Below are 16472 nucleotides of genomic sequence, written 5' to 3' on the forward strand. Positions count from 1 at the left end.
TCGCAAACCCGGCTTAGCGCAGCTGGCTCTTGTTCACCCAGCGGATCCCCGCACACACCAGCACCAGCGCTATCGCGTATTTCACGTCCAAAATATTCTCGCCAAGGAAGATGGCCGACAGCACCGTCCCGGCGACGGGGATGACAAAGTTGAACGGCGCAATCATGCTGACGCGGTTATGTTTGAGCAACACGCTCCACAGCGCAAAGGCAATCGACGACAGCAAGGTTAAATAGCCGAGGATCATGGCCGCGGTCAGGCTGTGCATTCGCAGCTCCCCGCCGCTCAGGTATCCCCCGACCACCAGTACCAGGCCGCCGAAAGCCAGCTGCCAGCCGGTCATCACCGTCGGGTCGACGGTTTGCGATATACGCTTACCGTACAGCGTCGCCGCCGAAAGGATAAACGCCGCCAGCACCACGAAACCATCTCCCTGCCAGACAAAGTTGAAATCCCCCAGCGAGGGGTTGAAATTCACCAGCATCACGCCGACGAACCCAAGGACGCAGCCGATAGTTTTGTTGTAGCTGAGTCGGTCATTTTGATAGATAAAATGCGCCAGCAGTACGCTGAAGAACGTCCCGGTGGCATTCATGATTGAACCTTTTACCCCGGTGGTGAACGCCAGACCGACGTAGAAGAAGGCATACTGGATGGCAGTCTGCGTCAAGCCTAGCACTGCAAGCTGCCTGCACTGGCGGCCACTGAGCCGCGCGATCGGTTTGCGCTGCGCCAGCGCAAACAGCAGCAGCAATAAGCCCGCGAACAGAAAGCGATAGCCTGCAAAGACAATTTTCGAGGGGACATCATCGGTGGCGATCTGCAGAAGTTCATAGCCGTTTTTAATGGCGGGATAAGAACTGCCCCACAGCAAACAGCACAACGTCGCGCAGGCGTAAGCCACTTTTTTATTAGCAAAAACCGAGGGGGGAGTAGAGGAAGCGTCCATGGACTTCACCGAAAATAAAATCGCGTTTTATTTTATTATCCAGAAAGTCGGACAAAATAGCTACCATACCAGATAAAAATAGGCTGGCGCTAAAAAGCAAAACGCCGGCACAAGGCCGGCGTCTCGACGTGAGTTGAGTAAAAAATTACTCAGCTACAACGTTAACAACCAGTTTAGCGAATACTTCGCTGTGAACCTGGAAGTCTACTTCGTGCTCACCGGTGGTGCGCAGAACGCCGTTCGGCATGCGAACTTCGCTCTTAGCGACGGCAACGCCAGCTGCAGTTACAGCGTCAGCGATGTCGCGGGTACCGATGGAACCGAACAGTTTACCTTCGTCGCCAGATTTGGACGCGATGGTAACGGTGCCCAGTGCGTTGATTGCTTCAGCACGTGCGTTAGCAGCTGCCAGAACGTCAGCCAGTTTGGCTTCCAGTTCTGCGCGGCGCGCTTCGAAGAACTCAACGTTTTTCTTGGTAGCAGGAACAGCTTTACCCTGTGGTACCAGGAAGTTACGAGCATAGCCCGCTTTAACGTTAACCTGATCACCCAGGCTACCCAGGTTTGCTACTTTATCAAGCAGAATAACTTGCATTACCTTATCCTCTCAAAGTCGTATTAATGGACCGTGACCGATTACTGATGACGATCAGTGTACGGCAGCAGGGACAGGTAGCGTGCGCGTTTGATAGCGCGAGCCAGCTGACGCTGATATTTTGCACGGGTACCGGTGATACGGCTCGGGACAATCTTACCGCTTTCGGTGATGTAGTTTTTCAGCGTAGCGATATCTTTATAGTCGATCTCTTGAACGCCTTCCGCGGTGAAACGGCAGAACTTGCGACGACGGAAATAACGTGCCATATGGCTAGTCTCCAGAATCTATCAATTCAATCTGCTCGGCATGCAGGACCATTTTACTCAAGCCGTTCTTTGCCTTATGGCAACTAATGAACCCTTGAACGGTGACTGCGCTACCGACCGTTATACTGTGAGTAATGGCCTGGTTCTCGTGTCCGCTAATAATAACGGGCATTTGGCACCACGCCTGCCGGTGAAAACCGGCTTCCTCCTGCACTGAACGATGCTCAAGCACGAACTGGCAGTGAGGAATTCCTGACGGGCTGACCTTTCGAAGGGGCATCCTGCACACGGTGCCGGACAACACCAGACGGTTGGTCATCAGGATTACTCTTCAGAATCCCCAGCTTCAGAATCATCTGCGGTTTCGTTAGCGAAATCTTCACGACGCTCACGGCGCTCGTCTTTCGCTTTAACCATCGGAGATGCTTCGGTAACAGCGTGCTTAGTACGCATTACCATGCTGCGGATAACGGCGTCGTTGAAGCGGAAGTTAGTTTCCAGCTCATCGATCGCTTCCTGCGGCGCTTCAACGTTCAGCAGAACGTAGTGAGCTTTGTGCAGTTTGTTGATCGGATAAGCCAGCTGACGGCGGCCCCAGTCTTCCAGACGGTGGATCGTACCTGCTGCTGCAGTGATTGCACCAGTGTAACGTTCGATCATGCCCGGAACCTGTTCGCTCTGGTCAGGATGGACCATAAAAACGATTTCGTAATGACGCATCGAATTGCTCCTTACGGATTATTCAGCCTCCTGTCTGGGTCAGCCGCGGCCCATGGAGGCAAGGAACGTGTTAAAGGGCGGCTGAAAAATTGACGCGTCATTCTACTTACGGACCCCCAGGAAGACAAGCGGATTTGCACAAATAATTCGCACTCAACGCCAAACTGGGCTAAGTGGATGATTTAAAATTAACCAATAAGGAATGCGGCACTTTTTTGAACAACTGCATCAGAAAAGGTCGCTATCGACCGCTCAGCCAGCGATTACACTTAAATCAGTAGCCAGACACCAGCAAGAGGAGTCCAGCGTTTTACCCGTACTGTCAGTAAGGAGCGTCATATGAAAAGTCTCATCATCGCCGTTATGGCTGCGCTACTCCTTAGCGCCAACGCGCTGGCAGCCATCAAAATCGATGGACGACAGGCTCGCAACATGGACGATGTACAGAGTCTGGGCGTTATCTATATCAACCACAATATGGCTAGCGAACAAGAGGCCGACCAGGCCCTGAACCAGGAAAGCGATGCCCTGGGAGCGAAGTACTTCCAGCCGATCCTGATTCACGAACCGCAGAGCAATGGCCTTATCCACGCCAGCGCCGCTATTTATCGCTAACGCCAGGTCGATTCTTCGCCTCTCATCAGATGGGGGGCGGAGCTAAATACAGCCACTAAATGCCATTGAGAATTACTTTGCCAACTGACTTATCAGCGGCATTGCAACCTGATTTAAGGTTGGCGTCGCGGGGGTGCTCTGGGAAACCTTCAGCGCCGCATCAACATTTTATGCAGGCGCGATTATTTACCTGCTGACATTAATCGGCATGCGCTGCATGCCGTCGGCTTATAGTCAGGACTAAAAAAACGGCTCCGGGGCCAGACCAGTTACTTCACCGTGATGGTGAAAGACCCCGGAGCGCGTAACTTACTTCTGGCCGTAGTAGGCGTTTGGCCCGTGTTTACGTTGAAAATGCTTTTCCATCAGCCAGCGATCTATGGGTTGCAGCTGTGGATTAATCCCGCGAGCAATCCACGCCATTCGCGCCACTTCTTCCAGCACTACCGCATTATGCACCGCCTCGTGAGCGTCTTTACCCCAGGCGAACGGCCCGTGCTGATAGACGATGATCCCCGGCGTATGCAGCGGGTCAGCCTCGCCCAGCGTGTCGATAATCACCCGCCCGGTGTTCAGCTCATAGGCTTCATCCACCTCCTGCGCGCTGAGCGCTCGGGTACAGGGAATATCGCCAAAGAAATAATCCGCATGGGTGGTGCCGAGCGCCGGGATCGCCAGCCCCGCCTGCGCCCAGGCGGTGGCGTGCGTCGAATGGGTATGTACCACCCCGCCAAGACCAGGATAGCGGCGATATAGCGCCAGATGAGTGGCGGTGTCTGAAGAAGGACGCCAGCGCCCTTCCACCACGTTGCCCTGCAGATCGATCACCGCCATATCATCGACGCGCATCGACTCATAGGCCACGCCGCTGGGTTTAATCACCACCAACCCGCGCTCCCGGTCGATCGCGCTGACGTTGCCCCAGGTGAAAGTCACCAGCCCATAGCGCGGCAAATCCATATTAGCCTCAAACACCTGCTGTTTAAGCTGCTGCATTATGCCGCCTCCGTCAGGCCCGCGCGGGCCATCCGCGCTTTCACCCAATCACGCGCTTTCGCCACTTCCGCTGCCGGGTCATCTGTCGTTTCACTCCACATCTCAATCAGATACGGGCCGCAATAGCCGGTCTGCCTGAGCGTCTCGAAGCAACGTTCAAAATCAACCACCCCTTCGCCGAACGGCACGTTTTTAAAGACGCCGGGTTTAGTGTCTTTGACGTGCACCGCCACGATATGCCCCATACCAGCCTGCAGTTCCATCTGCACATCGTTATCCCACGCCGACAGGTTGCCAATATCCGGATAAAGCTGGAACCACGGGTTATTAAGATAGTGGGCATAGCCCAGCGCCTTGCTGATCGAGTTCATCAACGGATAGTCCATGATTTCCATCGCCAGCGTCACCTGCGCGCGGCTGGCCATCGCGACGCTCTCTTTCAGGCCATTGCGAAAGCGACGGCGCGTCTGATCATTCGCCTGCTGATAGTAGACGTCGTAGCCCGCCAACTGAATCACCCGGATCCCCACATCCTGCGCCAGCTGGATAGCTTTACGCATTATCTCCAGCCCCTGGTTACGCACCGCGTCGTCTTCGCTGCCAAGCGGAAAACGGCGATGAGCGCTAAGACACATTGACGGTACCCGCACGCCGGTCTCGGCCACCGCCTTCACCAGCGCCAGACGCTGTTCCGGGCTCCAGTCCAGCCGTGCCAGACGAGCATCGGTTTCATCAAGCGACATTTCAACGAAATCGAAGCCGAGATCCCTGGCCAGTTGTAGTCGCGCCAGCCAGCACTCCCCGGCGGGGAGTGCTTTTTCATAGATGCCGAGCGGAATTTGTTTCGACAACATAGCCGCTCCTTAACCCCACAACTGGGCGATAGAGCGTTTAAACTGGCGCGCGGCTTCCACCGGCGATGCGGCATCGCGAATGCTGCGCCCGGCAATAAAGACATGAATAGGGATCCCGGCGAACAGCGGCAGGTCCTCCAGCGCCAGGCCGCCGGTTACCGTCACTTTGAAGCCCATATCGGACAGACGTTTAATCGCGCTAATATCCGCCTCGCTCCATGCGACGCCCGCCGCCTGCGCATCGCGGCTACGGTGGTAAACCACCTGCTGAATGCCAGCATCTCGCCACGCCTGCGCCTGCTCCCAGGTCCAGAAGCCGGTCAATTCAATCTGTACGTCGCCATTGAATTCTCTGGCGACATCCAACGCCCCTTTGGCGGTGTTAATATCGGCGCAGCAGATCACCGTGACCCAGTCAGCGTTGGCTTCAAAACACATGCGCGACAGAATCTTGCCGGCATCGGCGATTTTGGCATCCGCCAACACGATTTTGTGTGGGTATAGCGCCTTCAGATCGCGCACGGCACGCACACCTTCGCCGACGCAGAGGATGGTGCCCACCTCAATGATATCCACCTCTTCGGCGATCAGTCGGGTGGTCTCATAGGCGTGAGACAAGGTTTGGTTATCCAGCGCAACCTGCAACATTGGTAACTGAGACATCGTATAAACTCCCTCTTAAACAGCCGCCGCGGTGGCGTTTTCAATTAAATCCAGCACGTCCTGCTCGGTGCGGCAGGCGCGTAAACGGTCGAAATTCGCTTCGTCATCAAATAGATTAACGATCTGCATGATGCCCACTTCCTGGTGGGTGGCGGCGTCAACGGCCGCCATGGTGATCAGGATGTCGACCGGGTCGTTATCTTCGTGATTAAAAATCAGTGGTTTTTTCAGCGTCACCAGTGCAAAGCCGGTTTTCTTGACGCCCTCTTCCGGGCGCCCGTGCGGCATCGCCAGCCCCGGCGCGATAACAAAATAGGGGCCATGTTGCGCTACGCCTTCGAGGATCGCCTGGTAGTAACGTGGTTCCACCACGTCGGCGGCCACCAGCAGATCGACGCCGATTTTCACCGCCTCCTGCCAGCTTTCCGCTTCCGCCTGCAGGCGAATGGAGTGGTTCTGTGCCAGTGAATCATGGAGTTTCATGGCGGCTCCTTATTTCACATCCTGCGGGAAGTGGGCTTTGATCACCTCCAGCAGTTTTGGGCCGAAATCCGCAGGTGAAAGCATATTGCGCACACCTACCACGTGTTTGTTGCCGGAGACGGTGATTTCGCCCGCGATATGGGTCGAGGCGATGATGATATCCGCGCCGTTCAGCTCGCTTTTATATTCTCCTACCGCGCAGCTGTTCACCGTATGGTCGATGTTGGATTGAGTCAGGAACTGGTCCACCTTCATTTTCATGATCATGGAACTACCTTGCCCGTTGCCACACACAGCCAGAATACGTACGGTCATAATCAGAACTCCTTATTGAGCAGAGGCTTCTGCCAGTTGTTTTTCCGCGTCTTCCTCGGCGCGCAGCGTGCGGCCTGCGAAGAACATATAAGCCAGTGAAATCAGAATGATGACGGCCATAAACGCCAACCCGACGGAGGCGAAGCCCTGCATCATCGGCGGCGCCAGAATCGACCAGTCGGCCATGCCCATCCAGGCGCTCATGCCGGTCAGTTTCACCGCCCACACGCAGCCGAAGATTTCAATCATGCCCATCACCAGGCAGATCTTGAGCGCCGCGCGCCAGCCGCCGAAATGGTTGGCAAAGACGCCAATCGTCGCGTTAGAGAAGAACATCGGGATAAAGCCAGGGATAATCAGGATGGAGGAACCACAGCCCACGAGGATACCCACCGCAATCAATTGGCCGATGGTGCCCCACATAAAGCCCCAGACCACGGCGTTCGGCGCGAAGCTATAGATAGCAGCGCAGTCAATCGCCAGCACCGCGCCGGGAATCAAACGCTGAGAGATACCGTTGAAGGCTTCAGACAGCTCGGCGACGAACATGCGCACGCCCTGGGTGATGATGAAAATAGCCACAGCAAAGGAGAAACCGGTCTGCAGGATATAGACCGTCCAGTGGGTTTTCCCCGCCATCGCCTGCACGACGTCAATGCCAAAGGAAAGCAAAATGGCGCCGAAGAAAATGGTCATCACAATCGCGGTGGAGACGATGTTGTCATGGAAGATATTCAGCCAGCCCGGCAGCTTAAGGTCTTCTACGCTTTCCTCTTTTTTCCCCAGATACGGCGCCACTTTGTAGGCAATCCACGAGGCGAACTGCTGCTGATGGCCGATAGAGAAGCCGCAACCGTCGGTGACCAGTTGGGTCGGCTTGTACATCATGTTGGAAGTGATGCCCCAGTACAGGGAGACCAGTACCGCAGTGCAGATGATGGTCGTCCACATGGAGTAACCGAAGATGAAGAAAGAGACCGCAATCAGCCCCGCCTGCTGAAACATGATATGGCCGGTAAGCATGATGGTGCGGATGCCGGTTATGCGGCGCAGCAGGACGTAACAGATGTTCAGCGCCAGCGCCAATAGCACCGCGTATCCCACCCAGCTATAGGCCTCGCCCATGCGATCGATGGTCGCCATCATTGAGGCGTAGGTGTCGGAAATCGCGCCATTGATGCCGTAAACCTCTGACATTTTCGCCACCACCGGTTTAAAGGTGCTGGTGAGAATGCCGGAGCCAGCTTGTAACAGCATGAAACCGATGATGGTTTTGATCGTGCCTTTGATAATCACGCTCACGCTTTTGCGCAACAGGATATAGCCAAGGCAGGTCACGATACCCAGCAGCAGCGGGGCGTTAGTCATTACCTGATTAAAGAAGACGGTAAAGATGTTGTAGAGGATCTCCATAACACACTCCAGAAGAGGAAGGCTTTGAACGCGCATAACGCTCAGCAGTTGTCGTCGCCCTCACTCTAATAATCAAAAACAATCACAACAAGATTGAATTTGATTAAATGTGACGCATCACGCAAATAATCACATTTTTTATACGTGTATTTATCACCACATCGACAAGACACCAAACAACCCACTAATATCAATAATATACATACAAACACGACATTAAAGTCAGGGCTAATCAGTGCGTTAGCGCTACAATATCTCCGCTTTGCATCAAAAATAGTCGATTGCATTCCTGAAAAAATGGTGCCAATATCAATCAAAATAAATCATAAATTGATTAAATTTGAAATAAACGAGGAATAGATCGATGAGTAAAGTGCAAACCATCACCCGTGAATCCTGGATTTTGAGCACTTTCCCGGAATGGGGCAGTTGGCTGAATGAAGAGATCGAACAAGAGCAGGTTGCGCCGGGCACCTTCGCCATGTGGTGGCTGGGATGCACCGGTATCTGGCTGAAATCGGAAGGCGGCGCCAATATTTGCGTCGATTTCTGGTGTGGTACCGGCAAGCAGAGCCATGGCAACCCGCTGATGAAAAGCGGCCACCAGATGCAACGGATGGCAGGGGTGAAAAAGTTGCAACCAAACCTGCGCACAACCCCGTTCGTGCTCGACCCCTTCGCTATCCGCCACATTGACGCCGTACTGGCGACGCACGATCACAATGACCACATCGACGTCAACGTCGCCGCCGCCGTGATGCAGAACTGCGCTGACGATGTGCCGTTTATCGGGCCAAAAACCTGCGTCGATTTGTGGATTGGCTGGGGCGTGCCGGAATCGCGCTGCATCGTGATGAAGCCGGGCGATGTCGTGAAGATCAAGGACATTGAGATCCACGCGCTCGACGCGTTCGATCGCACCGCACTGATCACTCTGCCGGCGGATCAAAAAGCCGCAGGCGTGCTGCCGGACGGCATGGACCAGCGCGCGGTTAACTACCTGTTCAAAACCCCGGGTGGCAATCTGTACCACAGCGGCGATTCCCACTACTCCAACTACTACGCGAAACACGGCAACGAGCATCAGATTGACGTCGCACTCGGCTCATACGGGGAAAACCCGCGCGGTATCACCGACAAAATGACCAGCGCCGACATCTTGCGTATGGCGGAATCGCTGAATGCCAAAGTGGTGATCCCGTTCCACCATGATATCTGGTCCAACTTCCAGGCCGATCCACAGGAGATCCGCGTGCTGTGGGAGATGAAAAAAGATCGTCTGAAATACGGCTTTAAACCGTTTATCTGGCAGGTTGGCGGCAAATTCACCTGGCCGCTGGATAAAGACAACTTTGAATATCACTACCCGCGCGGCTTTGATGACTGCTTTACCATTGAGCCGGATCTGCCGTTTAAATCATTTTTATAAATTCATCGCGCCGGGCACGCCCGGCGCAAAAATAATTATACAATAGGTAGTAATATGAATATCTTAGATAAAACGCTGCCTGAACACAGGCGTTACACTCTGGCCGCATTGATTGGCTTAGTCGCAGGGATTGTTTCCGCATTCGTCAAATGGGGGGCGGAAGTACCACTGCCACCACGTAGCCCAACAGACATATTCAGCGCCGCCTGTGGGCCGGAATCGCTCATCAGAGCAGCAGAACAGATTGATTGCTCAAGAAATTTCCTTAACCCGCCGTATGTTTTTCTCCGCGACTGGCTTGGCATAGTTGATCCTAACGCGGCGGTGTATACCTTTGCCGGGCATGTCTTCAATTGGGTAGGCGTCACACACATCATTTTCTCGATTGTCTTCGCCGTCGGATACTGCGTCGTTGCTGAAGTATTTCCCAAAATTAAGCTCTGGCAAGGGTTATTAGCGGGTGCGCTAGCCCAACTTTTTGTCCATATGATCTCCTTTCCACTCATGGGGTTAACGCCACCACTGTTGACACTCCCCTGGTATGAACATGTATCAGAGATATTTGGCCACCTGGTGTGGTTCTGGTCGATCGAAATTATTCGCCGAGACTTACGCAACAGAATAACCCACGAACCAGATCCTGAATTTCAGCCTGAAACCTTGCGATAATAGTTTTCATCGCCATCAGGCACCAGGTGTCGGATGGCGCGACGCCTATCAGCCGCGACAAGATCATGGTTCTTGAGGATTATTGGGTATAGCTTTAGTATTTAGCGTTAATTTCAAATATCATCTTTGCTTGTCACTTTTAATCGGATTCGCTCATGACTGAAGCGCAAAGACATCAAATTTTACTGGATTTGCTGGCGCAAACGGGGTTTGTCACCGTCGAACAGGTAATTTCCCGCCTCGGCATCTCTCCGGCGACGGCAAGACGCGATATCAATAAGCTGGATGAACACGGCAAGCTGAAAAAAGTCCGCAACGGTGCGGAAGCCATTAGCGAGCAGCGCCCACGCTGGTCGCCGATGAATATTCATCAGGCGCAAAACCACGACGAGAAAGTACGGATTGCCCGCGCCGCCTCGCAGTTAGTGTCGCCGGGCGAAAGTATCGTGATCAACTGCGGCTCAACCGCGTTCCTGCTCGGCCGCGAATTATGCGGCAAACCGGTGCAGATCATCACCAACTACCTGCCGCTGGCTAACTACCTGATAGATCAAGAACACGACAGCGTGATCATCATGGGCGGGCAATATAACCACAGCCACTTCATCACCCTCAGCCCGCAGGGCAGCGAAAATAGTCTGTATGCCGGGCACTGGATGTTTACCAGCGGCAAGGGCCTAACCGCCGAGGGACTGTACAAAACCGATATGTTAACGGCGATGGCCGAGCAGAAAATGCTTAACGTCGTCGGCAAGCTGGCGGTGCTCGTTGATAGCAGCAAAGTCGGCGAGCGCGCCGGGATGCTGTTCAGCCAGGCCAGCCAGATTGACCTGGTGATTACCGGCAAGCAGGCTGATGCAACCATCCTCAAGCAGCTTGAGGATCAGGGCGTGCAGGTCATTCGCGTTTAAAGATGTTGCAGGAAGAACGCTGAGGTCGCCGCCAGCGCTTCCGGCGTAATGCGGTGGCGAACCCCCTTCTGCCACAGACAGGTCAGGTTTTCCGTCAGCCCGTTCTGCGTTAGCGCCTGCTGCAGGCGGAAGGTGTCGCCAGGCGGCACCACATCGTCGGCATCGCCATGCCACAGCAACAACGGCTTCTCAGCTAACGCGGCCAGCTGATGACCCACGTCCCACTCCGTCAGGCTCGCCGTATCGAAGTCAGGCGACGGGAACAGCGTCTGCGCAAGCGAGCTGAAATAACCCGACCCCATCAGGCAGGCGACGCATTTAAGCTCTGGATGATGGGTCATGATGCCCAGCGCGGTCATCCCGCCCATCGAGGCACCAGCGACCGCCAGCCGATCGCCGTCCAGCCAGCCCTCGGCGATAATCGCTTCACGTAACTGAGGAAACTCAATAAAATTCTGCCGTAGTATTGGCCAAAAGCGCTGCATCCGCCCAGCGTCGTCGCCATGATAGCGGGCGCCGTGTTCGGCGGCGTCCGGCATAATCACCCGGAAACCGGCCTCGGCCAGCGCGACGGCAAAGTAGCTGTAAACCAGCTTCGAAGAGGTAAAGCCGTGATAGAAGACGATAACCGGCAGAGGCGTATCCGCCATTCCCTGCGGGCAGGCATGAATCACTTCTCCGCCCGCCAGGTTGCGCATTTCGAGTGTAATCATTTATCGTTTCCTTCTTTATAGTGGCACGGCGCAGCGCACAAAAAACAATCACCAGAGCGCTGGTTTTACCGTGAATGATAATGTTGAGAGCTCGGTTACGCTTTCATAACATTTTCATTCGAAAATCGCGCGACAGATAACAATTCGGGAACATTCCCCGGAAATGATGTTCAGGCTACCACTACACTATCACTATCAGGAAGCGAGATATGGTTATGCGTAGGTTTACACCGTGGTTACTGGTTCTCGTCTTAAGCGGATGTAGCATCCTGCAGGGTACGCCGGAGGCACCGCCGCCAGCAAGCGACCATCCACAGGAGATTCGTCGCAATCAGACGATGGGTCTACAGAAGATGGGCACCGTCAGCGTGCTGATGTACGGTTCGCCGATGGACGTCGAGACCGCGTTGAAAGCCAGAGCAGAAGCCGCCAGAGCGGATTACTACGTCATCGTTATGATTGATGACACCATGGTGCCCGGCCAGTGGTATTCGCAAGCGATTCTGTACCATAAATAGCAGTGCGATGCGTTTTTAATCAGCTTTACACTGCTTTGCGTCCATTCACGTTTTCCTGCGCATAATAACGTTCGGCCAGCCTTTCTGGCAGGACGTTAGCAAACGGACTGCCCTCGGGATTACGTGAAATGGAGCTGACGATGAAACGATCATTGACCTTACCCAGCCTGTTGCTGACCACAGCGACGGCCAACACTTCCGCTCAATCAGCCGAATTCGCCAGTGCGGATTGCGTCACCGGCCTGAACGAAATTGGTCTGATTTCCGTCAATAATATTTCCGGCAGTCAGCAGGATGTCGAGCATGCCATCGCCGTGAAGGCCGATGAGCAGGGCGCTTCCTGGTATCGTATCGTCCAGATGTATGAAGAGCCGCAGCCTGATAACTGGCGGGTGCAGGCCATCCTCTACGCCTGAGGCGCCTGACGCCCGCGTCCCATCGCCCGTAGCAGCAGATCGTCCAGCGTCTGAACATCGAGTCGGATGTCGCCTCGCGTATCCAGCATCATCCGACACCAGGCCTGAGCCAAAGGCGGCGAAGCAAAGCGCAGCATCTGCGCCCCCGCCCCCAGGCGATACACCAGGCGGGTTATTTCACGCCCCTGTTCCTCTGCCGGTCGTCGCAGTAGCTGCTGAAGCTGCCGCCATGCGCGATCATAGTGCCGGTTCTGCCCTTTCACTTCCGCACACTCCGTCGCCAGCAGCTCCAGCGCTGCGGGTTGCTTGCCAAGTACCCGCATGACATCGAGGCACATAATATTGCCGGAACCCTCCCAGATGCTATTGACCGGCATCTCACGGTACAGGCGCGGCAACTCGCTCTCTTCGCAATAACCAATCCCCCCCAGCACTTCCATCGCCTCAGCGACAAACGGCATACCGGCGCGACAGATGGCAAACTTCGCGGCTGGCGTAAACAGTCGCGCCCACAGCGCTTCTTGCGCGTCAACGCGCCGATCCCAGGCGCGGGCCAGGCGGAACATAAAAGCGGTTTGTCCTTCCAGGCGTAACGCCATCCGCCCCAGCACCTGACGCATCATCGGTTGATCGACCAGATTTTTACCGAACGCCTGGCGTTGCAACGCATGGTACAACGCCACCGAATAAGCGCGACGCATCAGCGCATGGCTACCGGCGGCACAATCGAAGCGGGTCAGCGCGCCCATCTTGAGGATTTGCCGCACGCCATCGCCCTCTTCCCCCACCAGCCATCCGCAGGCGTCAAAGAACTCGACTTCACCGCTGGCGTTGGATCGGTTACCTAATTTATCTTTCAGCCTCTCCAGGCGGACGCCATTACGCTGACCATCGGGTAAAAAACGCGGCACAAAGAAGCAGGAGAGCCCGCCCGGCGTCTGGGCGAGCACCAGATGAGCATCGCTTTGCGGCGCTGAGAAGAACCATTTATGCCCCACCAGCCGATAGTATCCCTCCGCCGTTTTCTCCGCCCGGGTGGTATTGCTGAGCACATCAGATCCCCCCTGTTTTTCCGTCATCCCCATGCCGATCAGCAACCCTCGTTTCTGATCGCCGGGCGCAAGGTGCGGATCATAGCGATCGCTGAGCAACGGCGGCAGCCAGTCGCCAAAGGCGGCGGGTAGCGCGTGCTGGAGCAGCGGCGTGGCGGCGAAGGTCATGGTTATCGGGCACAGCGTCCCCGCCTCAACCTGCGCATGCAGCATAAAGCGAGCGGTTCGAGCGACAAACGATCCGCTGCGGGCATCGTCCTGCCAGGCCAGATTATGTACCCGGTTGGCGCATAGCCCCTGCATCAACAGGTGCCAGGCAGGATGAAAACGCACGTCGTCCAGGCGAGCGCCGGTGGCGTCATAACGCAGCAGCTCCGGCGGATTACTATTAGCCAACCGCCCCAGCTCCAGCGACTCCGCGGTACCCAACTGCTGGCCGATGCTGGCGAGCAGATCGCCGTCCCAACCGGCGCCTTCGCGCACCACCGCCTCGCGAAGCGCGGTATCGGATAAAAACAGATTGCTGTTGCACAGCGGCGTCGGTTGATTGAATACGGTATGCGTTTGCCAGTGCATGGTGTCTCCCTCCGTCAATGGCGTTGCATTAAGTATGGTCACCCACGCCAAACCTCGCTCGCGAAAGCGGTCACAAAAAAACCGCGACGCCTTCGTGAAGCCCATCACAGGCATAAGAATTTAAAATTTTCTCTACAGAAATGTATGGAATAATTTATTCATTCGTTACTACTTTGTTCGAATCGAGACTCCCTATGCAAACCGCCAGCACAACGTCGGCGGCGCAGAAACGCGCGCTGATCGCCGGTTCTATCGGCAACTTTATTGAATGGTACGAGTTCGCAGTCTATGGCTTTCTGGCCACGGTGATCGCGAAAAACTTCTTTCAGCTAACGGGGGAAGCGCCGCTTACGGGGCTCATTCTGACCTACGCCTCCTTCGCGATTGCCTTTTTCTTTCGCCCGTTAGGGGCCGTCGTATTTGGCCGTCTGGGCGACCGTATTGGCCGCAAGCCGACGCTGATTATCGTGCTGGTAATGATGACGCTGGCGACGACAGCCATCGGCCTGGTACCGGTTTACGCCAGTATCGGTATTGCCGCGCCGCTCATTCTGACCGGGTTGCGTATTCTGCAGGGGCTGTTTGCCGGCGGCGAGTATGGCGGCGCGGTGTCGCTGATGACCGAGTTCGCCCCTAAAGGTAAGCGCGGGTTGTATGGCGCCTGGCAATCCTTTACCGTCGCGCTAGGGCTATTGGCTGGCGCGGGTGTCGTGGCGCTGATGTCCGCCGTGCTCACCCCGGAAGCGCTCCACGACTGGGGCTGGCGGATCCCCTTTTTCCTCGCCATCCCGATGGGGATCGTCGCGCTGTGGCTACGGCTGAAGATGGAAGAAACGCCAGGCTTTTTGCGCCAACAAGAGAGCGCATCGCCAGCCGCAACCAGCGCCAACCTGAGCCAAACCATCAAAGCGATTTTCATCGGCATTGGTCGGCTAATGGTGTGGTCAGCGGCGGGTTATACCTATCTGGTGATCATGCCCTCGTACTTACAGTCCGCGCTGCATACCGGCTTTAATCAGGCGCTGCTAATTGCGGTGATTTCCAACATTGGCTTCGCCATCACTATCCTGCCTGCCGGGATGCTCAGCGATAAGTGGGGACGCCGTCGGGTGATGGTGGCTGCTGCCGTATTACTGCTGGTGCTGGCGTTGCCATTGTTGAAAGTATTGCAGGCGGAAAGCAGTACCCTGCTGGTGAAAGGTATTGTGGTGCTGATTGCGGGTGGATTAGTGGGGATTCTGGCAGGACCGGGGCCCGCGATGCTGGCGGAGATGTTCCCGACCAGAGTACGTTACACCGGCCTGGGATTAGCCTATTCGCTCTCGAACGCCGTGTTCTCCGGCTGCGCCGGATTGATTATTACCGGCCTGATTAAACAGACCGGTAACCTGGATATTCCGGCGTATTACGTCATGGCGACAGCTGTCGTCAGTATCGCCGCGCTAATGACGCTCAATAAGAACGACCATTTGCGCACGCTGGATGACTAGCTAACCGCGCCAGCGGCGGCTTAGCTGCGCTGGCGCACCGCTTCAAACAGGCAGATACCGGTCGCCACGGAAACGTTCAGCGACGAGACGCTGCCAGCCATCGGGATGCTAATCAGTTCATCGCAATGCTCGCGGGTCAGACGACGCATACCTTCGCCTTCCGCGCCCATCACCAGCGCCATCGGGCCGGTCATTTTGCTCTGGAACAACGTATGGTCGGCTTCGCCAGCGGTGCCGACGATCCACACGTTTTCTTCCTGCAGCAGACGCATGGTCCGTGCCAGGTTGGTCACGCGGATCAGCGGTACGCTTTCCGCCGCGCCGCAGGCGACTTTCTTCGCCGTCGCGTTGAGCTGAGCGGAACGATCTCTCGGCACAATCACCGCATGCACCCCAGCCGCGTCGGCGCTACGCAGGCAGGCGCCGAGGTTGTGCGGGTCGGTTACGCCGTCGAGGATCAGCAGGAACGGCTGATCGAACTGCGCCAGCAGATCCGGCAGATCGTTCTCCTGGTACTGACGACCCGGCTTCACGCGGGCAATAATCCCCTGGTGTACCGCGCCTTCGCTTTTCTCGTCGAGGTACTGGCGGCTGGCGACCTGAATCACCACGCCCTGCGCTTCGAGGGCATGGATCAGCGGCAGCAGACGCTTATCCTCACGGCCTTTCAGAATAAAAACTTCCTGAAAACGCTCAGGTGCGCGTTCCAGCAGTGCCTGCACCGCATGGATGCCGTAAATCATTTCACTCATTGATGTACTCGTTTTAGGTTCTGTTATCCGTCCCCTTCACCCCGTCCTGCGTCAGCAGGTATCAGGATGAAGGG

General features: G+C 55.6%; 21 protein-coding genes. 7 read left to right on the plus strand and 14 right to left on the minus strand.

What is annotated here, in order from left to right:
• Positions 1 to 13: 13 nt before the first annotated feature.
• The 5 genes from PYR66_21230 to rpsF all read right to left on the minus strand — a co-directional run bounded on the left by PYR66_21230 (position 14) and on the right by rpsF (position 2533).
• On the minus strand, positions 14 to 949 hold the full coding sequence (locus tag PYR66_21230; protein ID WEF27769.1) for a DMT family transporter: 936 nt from the start codon (positions 947 to 949) through the stop codon (positions 14 to 16).
• A gap of 145 nt (positions 950 to 1094) precedes the next feature.
• Positions 1095 to 1544, minus strand: a complete 450-nt coding sequence (rplI, locus tag PYR66_21235) for a 50S ribosomal protein L9 (GenBank protein ID WEF27770.1) — start codon at positions 1542 to 1544, stop codon at positions 1095 to 1097.
• Positions 1545 to 1585: 41 nt separating this feature from the next.
• On the minus strand, positions 1586 to 1813 hold the full coding sequence (gene rpsR / locus PYR66_21240) for a 30S ribosomal protein S18 (protein ID WEF27771.1): 228 nt from the start codon (positions 1811 to 1813) through the stop codon (positions 1586 to 1588).
• Between the two features lie 4 nt (positions 1814 to 1817).
• Positions 1818 to 2132 carry a primosomal replication protein N gene (gene priB, locus PYR66_21245; GenBank protein WEF27772.1) on the minus strand — a complete coding sequence of 105 codons (315 nt, stop codon included), beginning with the start codon at positions 2130 to 2132 and terminating at the stop codon, positions 1818 to 1820.
• A 5-nt stretch (positions 2133 to 2137) separates the two neighbouring features.
• Complete coding sequence (gene rpsF, locus PYR66_21250; GenBank protein WEF27773.1) at positions 2138 to 2533, minus strand: 30S ribosomal protein S6; 396 nt, start codon at positions 2531 to 2533, stop codon at positions 2138 to 2140.
• A gap of 339 nt (positions 2534 to 2872) precedes the next feature.
• On the opposite strand from rpsF, the gene PYR66_21255 reads away from it, so the two are divergent.
• On the plus strand, positions 2873 to 3148 hold the full coding sequence (locus PYR66_21255) for a DUF1471 domain-containing protein (GenBank protein ID WEF27774.1): 276 nt from the start codon (positions 2873 to 2875) through the stop codon (positions 3146 to 3148).
• 309 nt (positions 3149 to 3457) lie between these two features.
• On the opposite strand, the gene PYR66_21260 is transcribed toward PYR66_21255, so the two are convergent.
• From PYR66_21260 to ulaA, 6 genes are read right to left on the minus strand one after another with little or no spacing between them, the layout of a single operon-like run.
• Positions 3458 to 4144 (minus strand): L-ribulose-5-phosphate 4-epimerase, encoded by a 687-nt coding sequence (locus PYR66_21260; protein WEF27775.1) that lies wholly within the window; start codon positions 4142 to 4144, stop codon positions 3458 to 3460.
• Positions 4144 to 4998, minus strand: a complete 855-nt coding sequence (locus PYR66_21265; protein WEF27776.1) for an L-ribulose-5-phosphate 3-epimerase — start codon at positions 4996 to 4998, stop codon at positions 4144 to 4146. Before PYR66_21265 ends, PYR66_21260 begins: the two co-directional genes overlap by 1 nt.
• A gap of 9 nt (positions 4999 to 5007) precedes the next feature.
• Complete coding sequence (gene ulaD, locus PYR66_21270) at positions 5008 to 5661, minus strand: 3-keto-L-gulonate-6-phosphate decarboxylase UlaD (GenBank protein WEF27777.1); 654 nt, start codon at positions 5659 to 5661, stop codon at positions 5008 to 5010.
• 15 nt (positions 5662 to 5676) lie between these two features.
• On the minus strand, positions 5677 to 6144 hold the full coding sequence (ulaC, locus tag PYR66_21275; GenBank protein WEF27778.1) for a PTS ascorbate transporter subunit IIA: 468 nt from the start codon (positions 6142 to 6144) through the stop codon (positions 5677 to 5679).
• A 9-nt stretch (positions 6145 to 6153) separates the two neighbouring features.
• Complete coding sequence (gene ulaB / locus PYR66_21280; protein WEF27779.1) at positions 6154 to 6459, minus strand: PTS ascorbate transporter subunit IIB; 306 nt, start codon at positions 6457 to 6459, stop codon at positions 6154 to 6156.
• Positions 6460 to 6471: 12 nt separating this feature from the next.
• A complete protein-coding gene (gene ulaA, locus PYR66_21285; GenBank protein ID WEF27780.1) occupies positions 6472 to 7872 on the minus strand; it encodes a PTS ascorbate transporter subunit IIC in 1401 nt (466 codons plus the stop codon).
• 364 nt (positions 7873 to 8236) lie between these two features.
• On the opposite strand from ulaA, the gene ulaG reads away from it, so the two are divergent.
• The 3 genes from ulaG (at position 8237) to ulaR (ending at position 10881) form a co-directional block, all read left to right on the plus strand.
• Positions 8237 to 9301 (plus strand): L-ascorbate 6-phosphate lactonase, encoded by a 1065-nt coding sequence (gene ulaG / locus PYR66_21290; GenBank protein ID WEF27781.1) that lies wholly within the window; start codon positions 8237 to 8239, stop codon positions 9299 to 9301.
• A 54-nt stretch (positions 9302 to 9355) separates the two neighbouring features.
• Complete coding sequence (locus PYR66_21295; GenBank protein WEF27782.1) at positions 9356 to 9970, plus strand: YagU family protein; 615 nt, start codon at positions 9356 to 9358, stop codon at positions 9968 to 9970.
• A 155-nt stretch (positions 9971 to 10125) separates the two neighbouring features.
• Positions 10126 to 10881 (plus strand): HTH-type transcriptional regulator UlaR, encoded by a 756-nt coding sequence (gene ulaR / locus PYR66_21300; GenBank protein ID WEF27783.1) that lies wholly within the window; start codon positions 10126 to 10128, stop codon positions 10879 to 10881.
• On the opposite strand, the gene yjfP is transcribed toward ulaR, so the two are convergent.
• Positions 10878 to 11594, minus strand: a complete 717-nt coding sequence (yjfP, locus tag PYR66_21305) for an esterase (GenBank protein WEF27784.1) — start codon at positions 11592 to 11594, stop codon at positions 10878 to 10880. The two genes, ulaR and yjfP, sit on opposite strands and share 4 nt — an antisense overlap.
• Before the next feature lie 209 nt (positions 11595 to 11803).
• Between yjfP and bsmA the strand changes: the two genes are divergently transcribed.
• The gene (bsmA, locus tag PYR66_21310) at positions 11804 to 12112 is read left to right on the plus strand and encodes a biofilm peroxide resistance protein BsmA (protein WEF27785.1); all 309 of its coding nucleotides are present in this window, start codon (positions 11804 to 11806) and stop codon (positions 12110 to 12112) included.
• Positions 12113 to 12252: 140 nt separating this feature from the next.
• Positions 12253 to 12528, plus strand: a complete 276-nt coding sequence (gene yjfN, locus PYR66_21315; GenBank protein ID WEF27786.1) for a DUF1471 family protease activator YjfN — start codon at positions 12253 to 12255, stop codon at positions 12526 to 12528.
• On the opposite strand, the gene PYR66_21320 is transcribed toward yjfN, so the two are convergent.
• On the minus strand, positions 12519 to 14156 hold the full coding sequence (locus tag PYR66_21320; protein ID WEF27787.1) for an isovaleryl-CoA dehydrogenase: 1638 nt from the start codon (positions 14154 to 14156) through the stop codon (positions 12519 to 12521). The two genes, yjfN and PYR66_21320, sit on opposite strands and share 10 nt — an antisense overlap.
• A 194-nt stretch (positions 14157 to 14350) precedes the next feature.
• Here PYR66_21320 and PYR66_21325 point away from each other — a divergent pair, with 194 nt between their 5' ends.
• On the plus strand, positions 14351 to 15646 hold the full coding sequence (locus tag PYR66_21325) for an MFS transporter (GenBank protein ID WEF27788.1): 1296 nt from the start codon (positions 14351 to 14353) through the stop codon (positions 15644 to 15646).
• A gap of 20 nt (positions 15647 to 15666) precedes the next feature.
• On the opposite strand, the gene rlmB is transcribed toward PYR66_21325, so the two are convergent.
• Positions 15667 to 16398, minus strand: coding sequence for a 23S rRNA (guanosine(2251)-2'-O)-methyltransferase RlmB (gene rlmB, locus PYR66_21330; GenBank protein WEF27789.1), 732 nt, complete (start codon positions 16396 to 16398; stop codon positions 15667 to 15669).
• Positions 16399 to 16472: the final 74 nt, after the last annotated feature.

This window comes from Klebsiella aerogenes (genome assembly GCA_029027985.1).
GTDB classification, from domain to species: domain Bacteria; phylum Pseudomonadota; class Gammaproteobacteria; order Enterobacterales; family Enterobacteriaceae; genus Klebsiella; species Klebsiella aerogenes_A.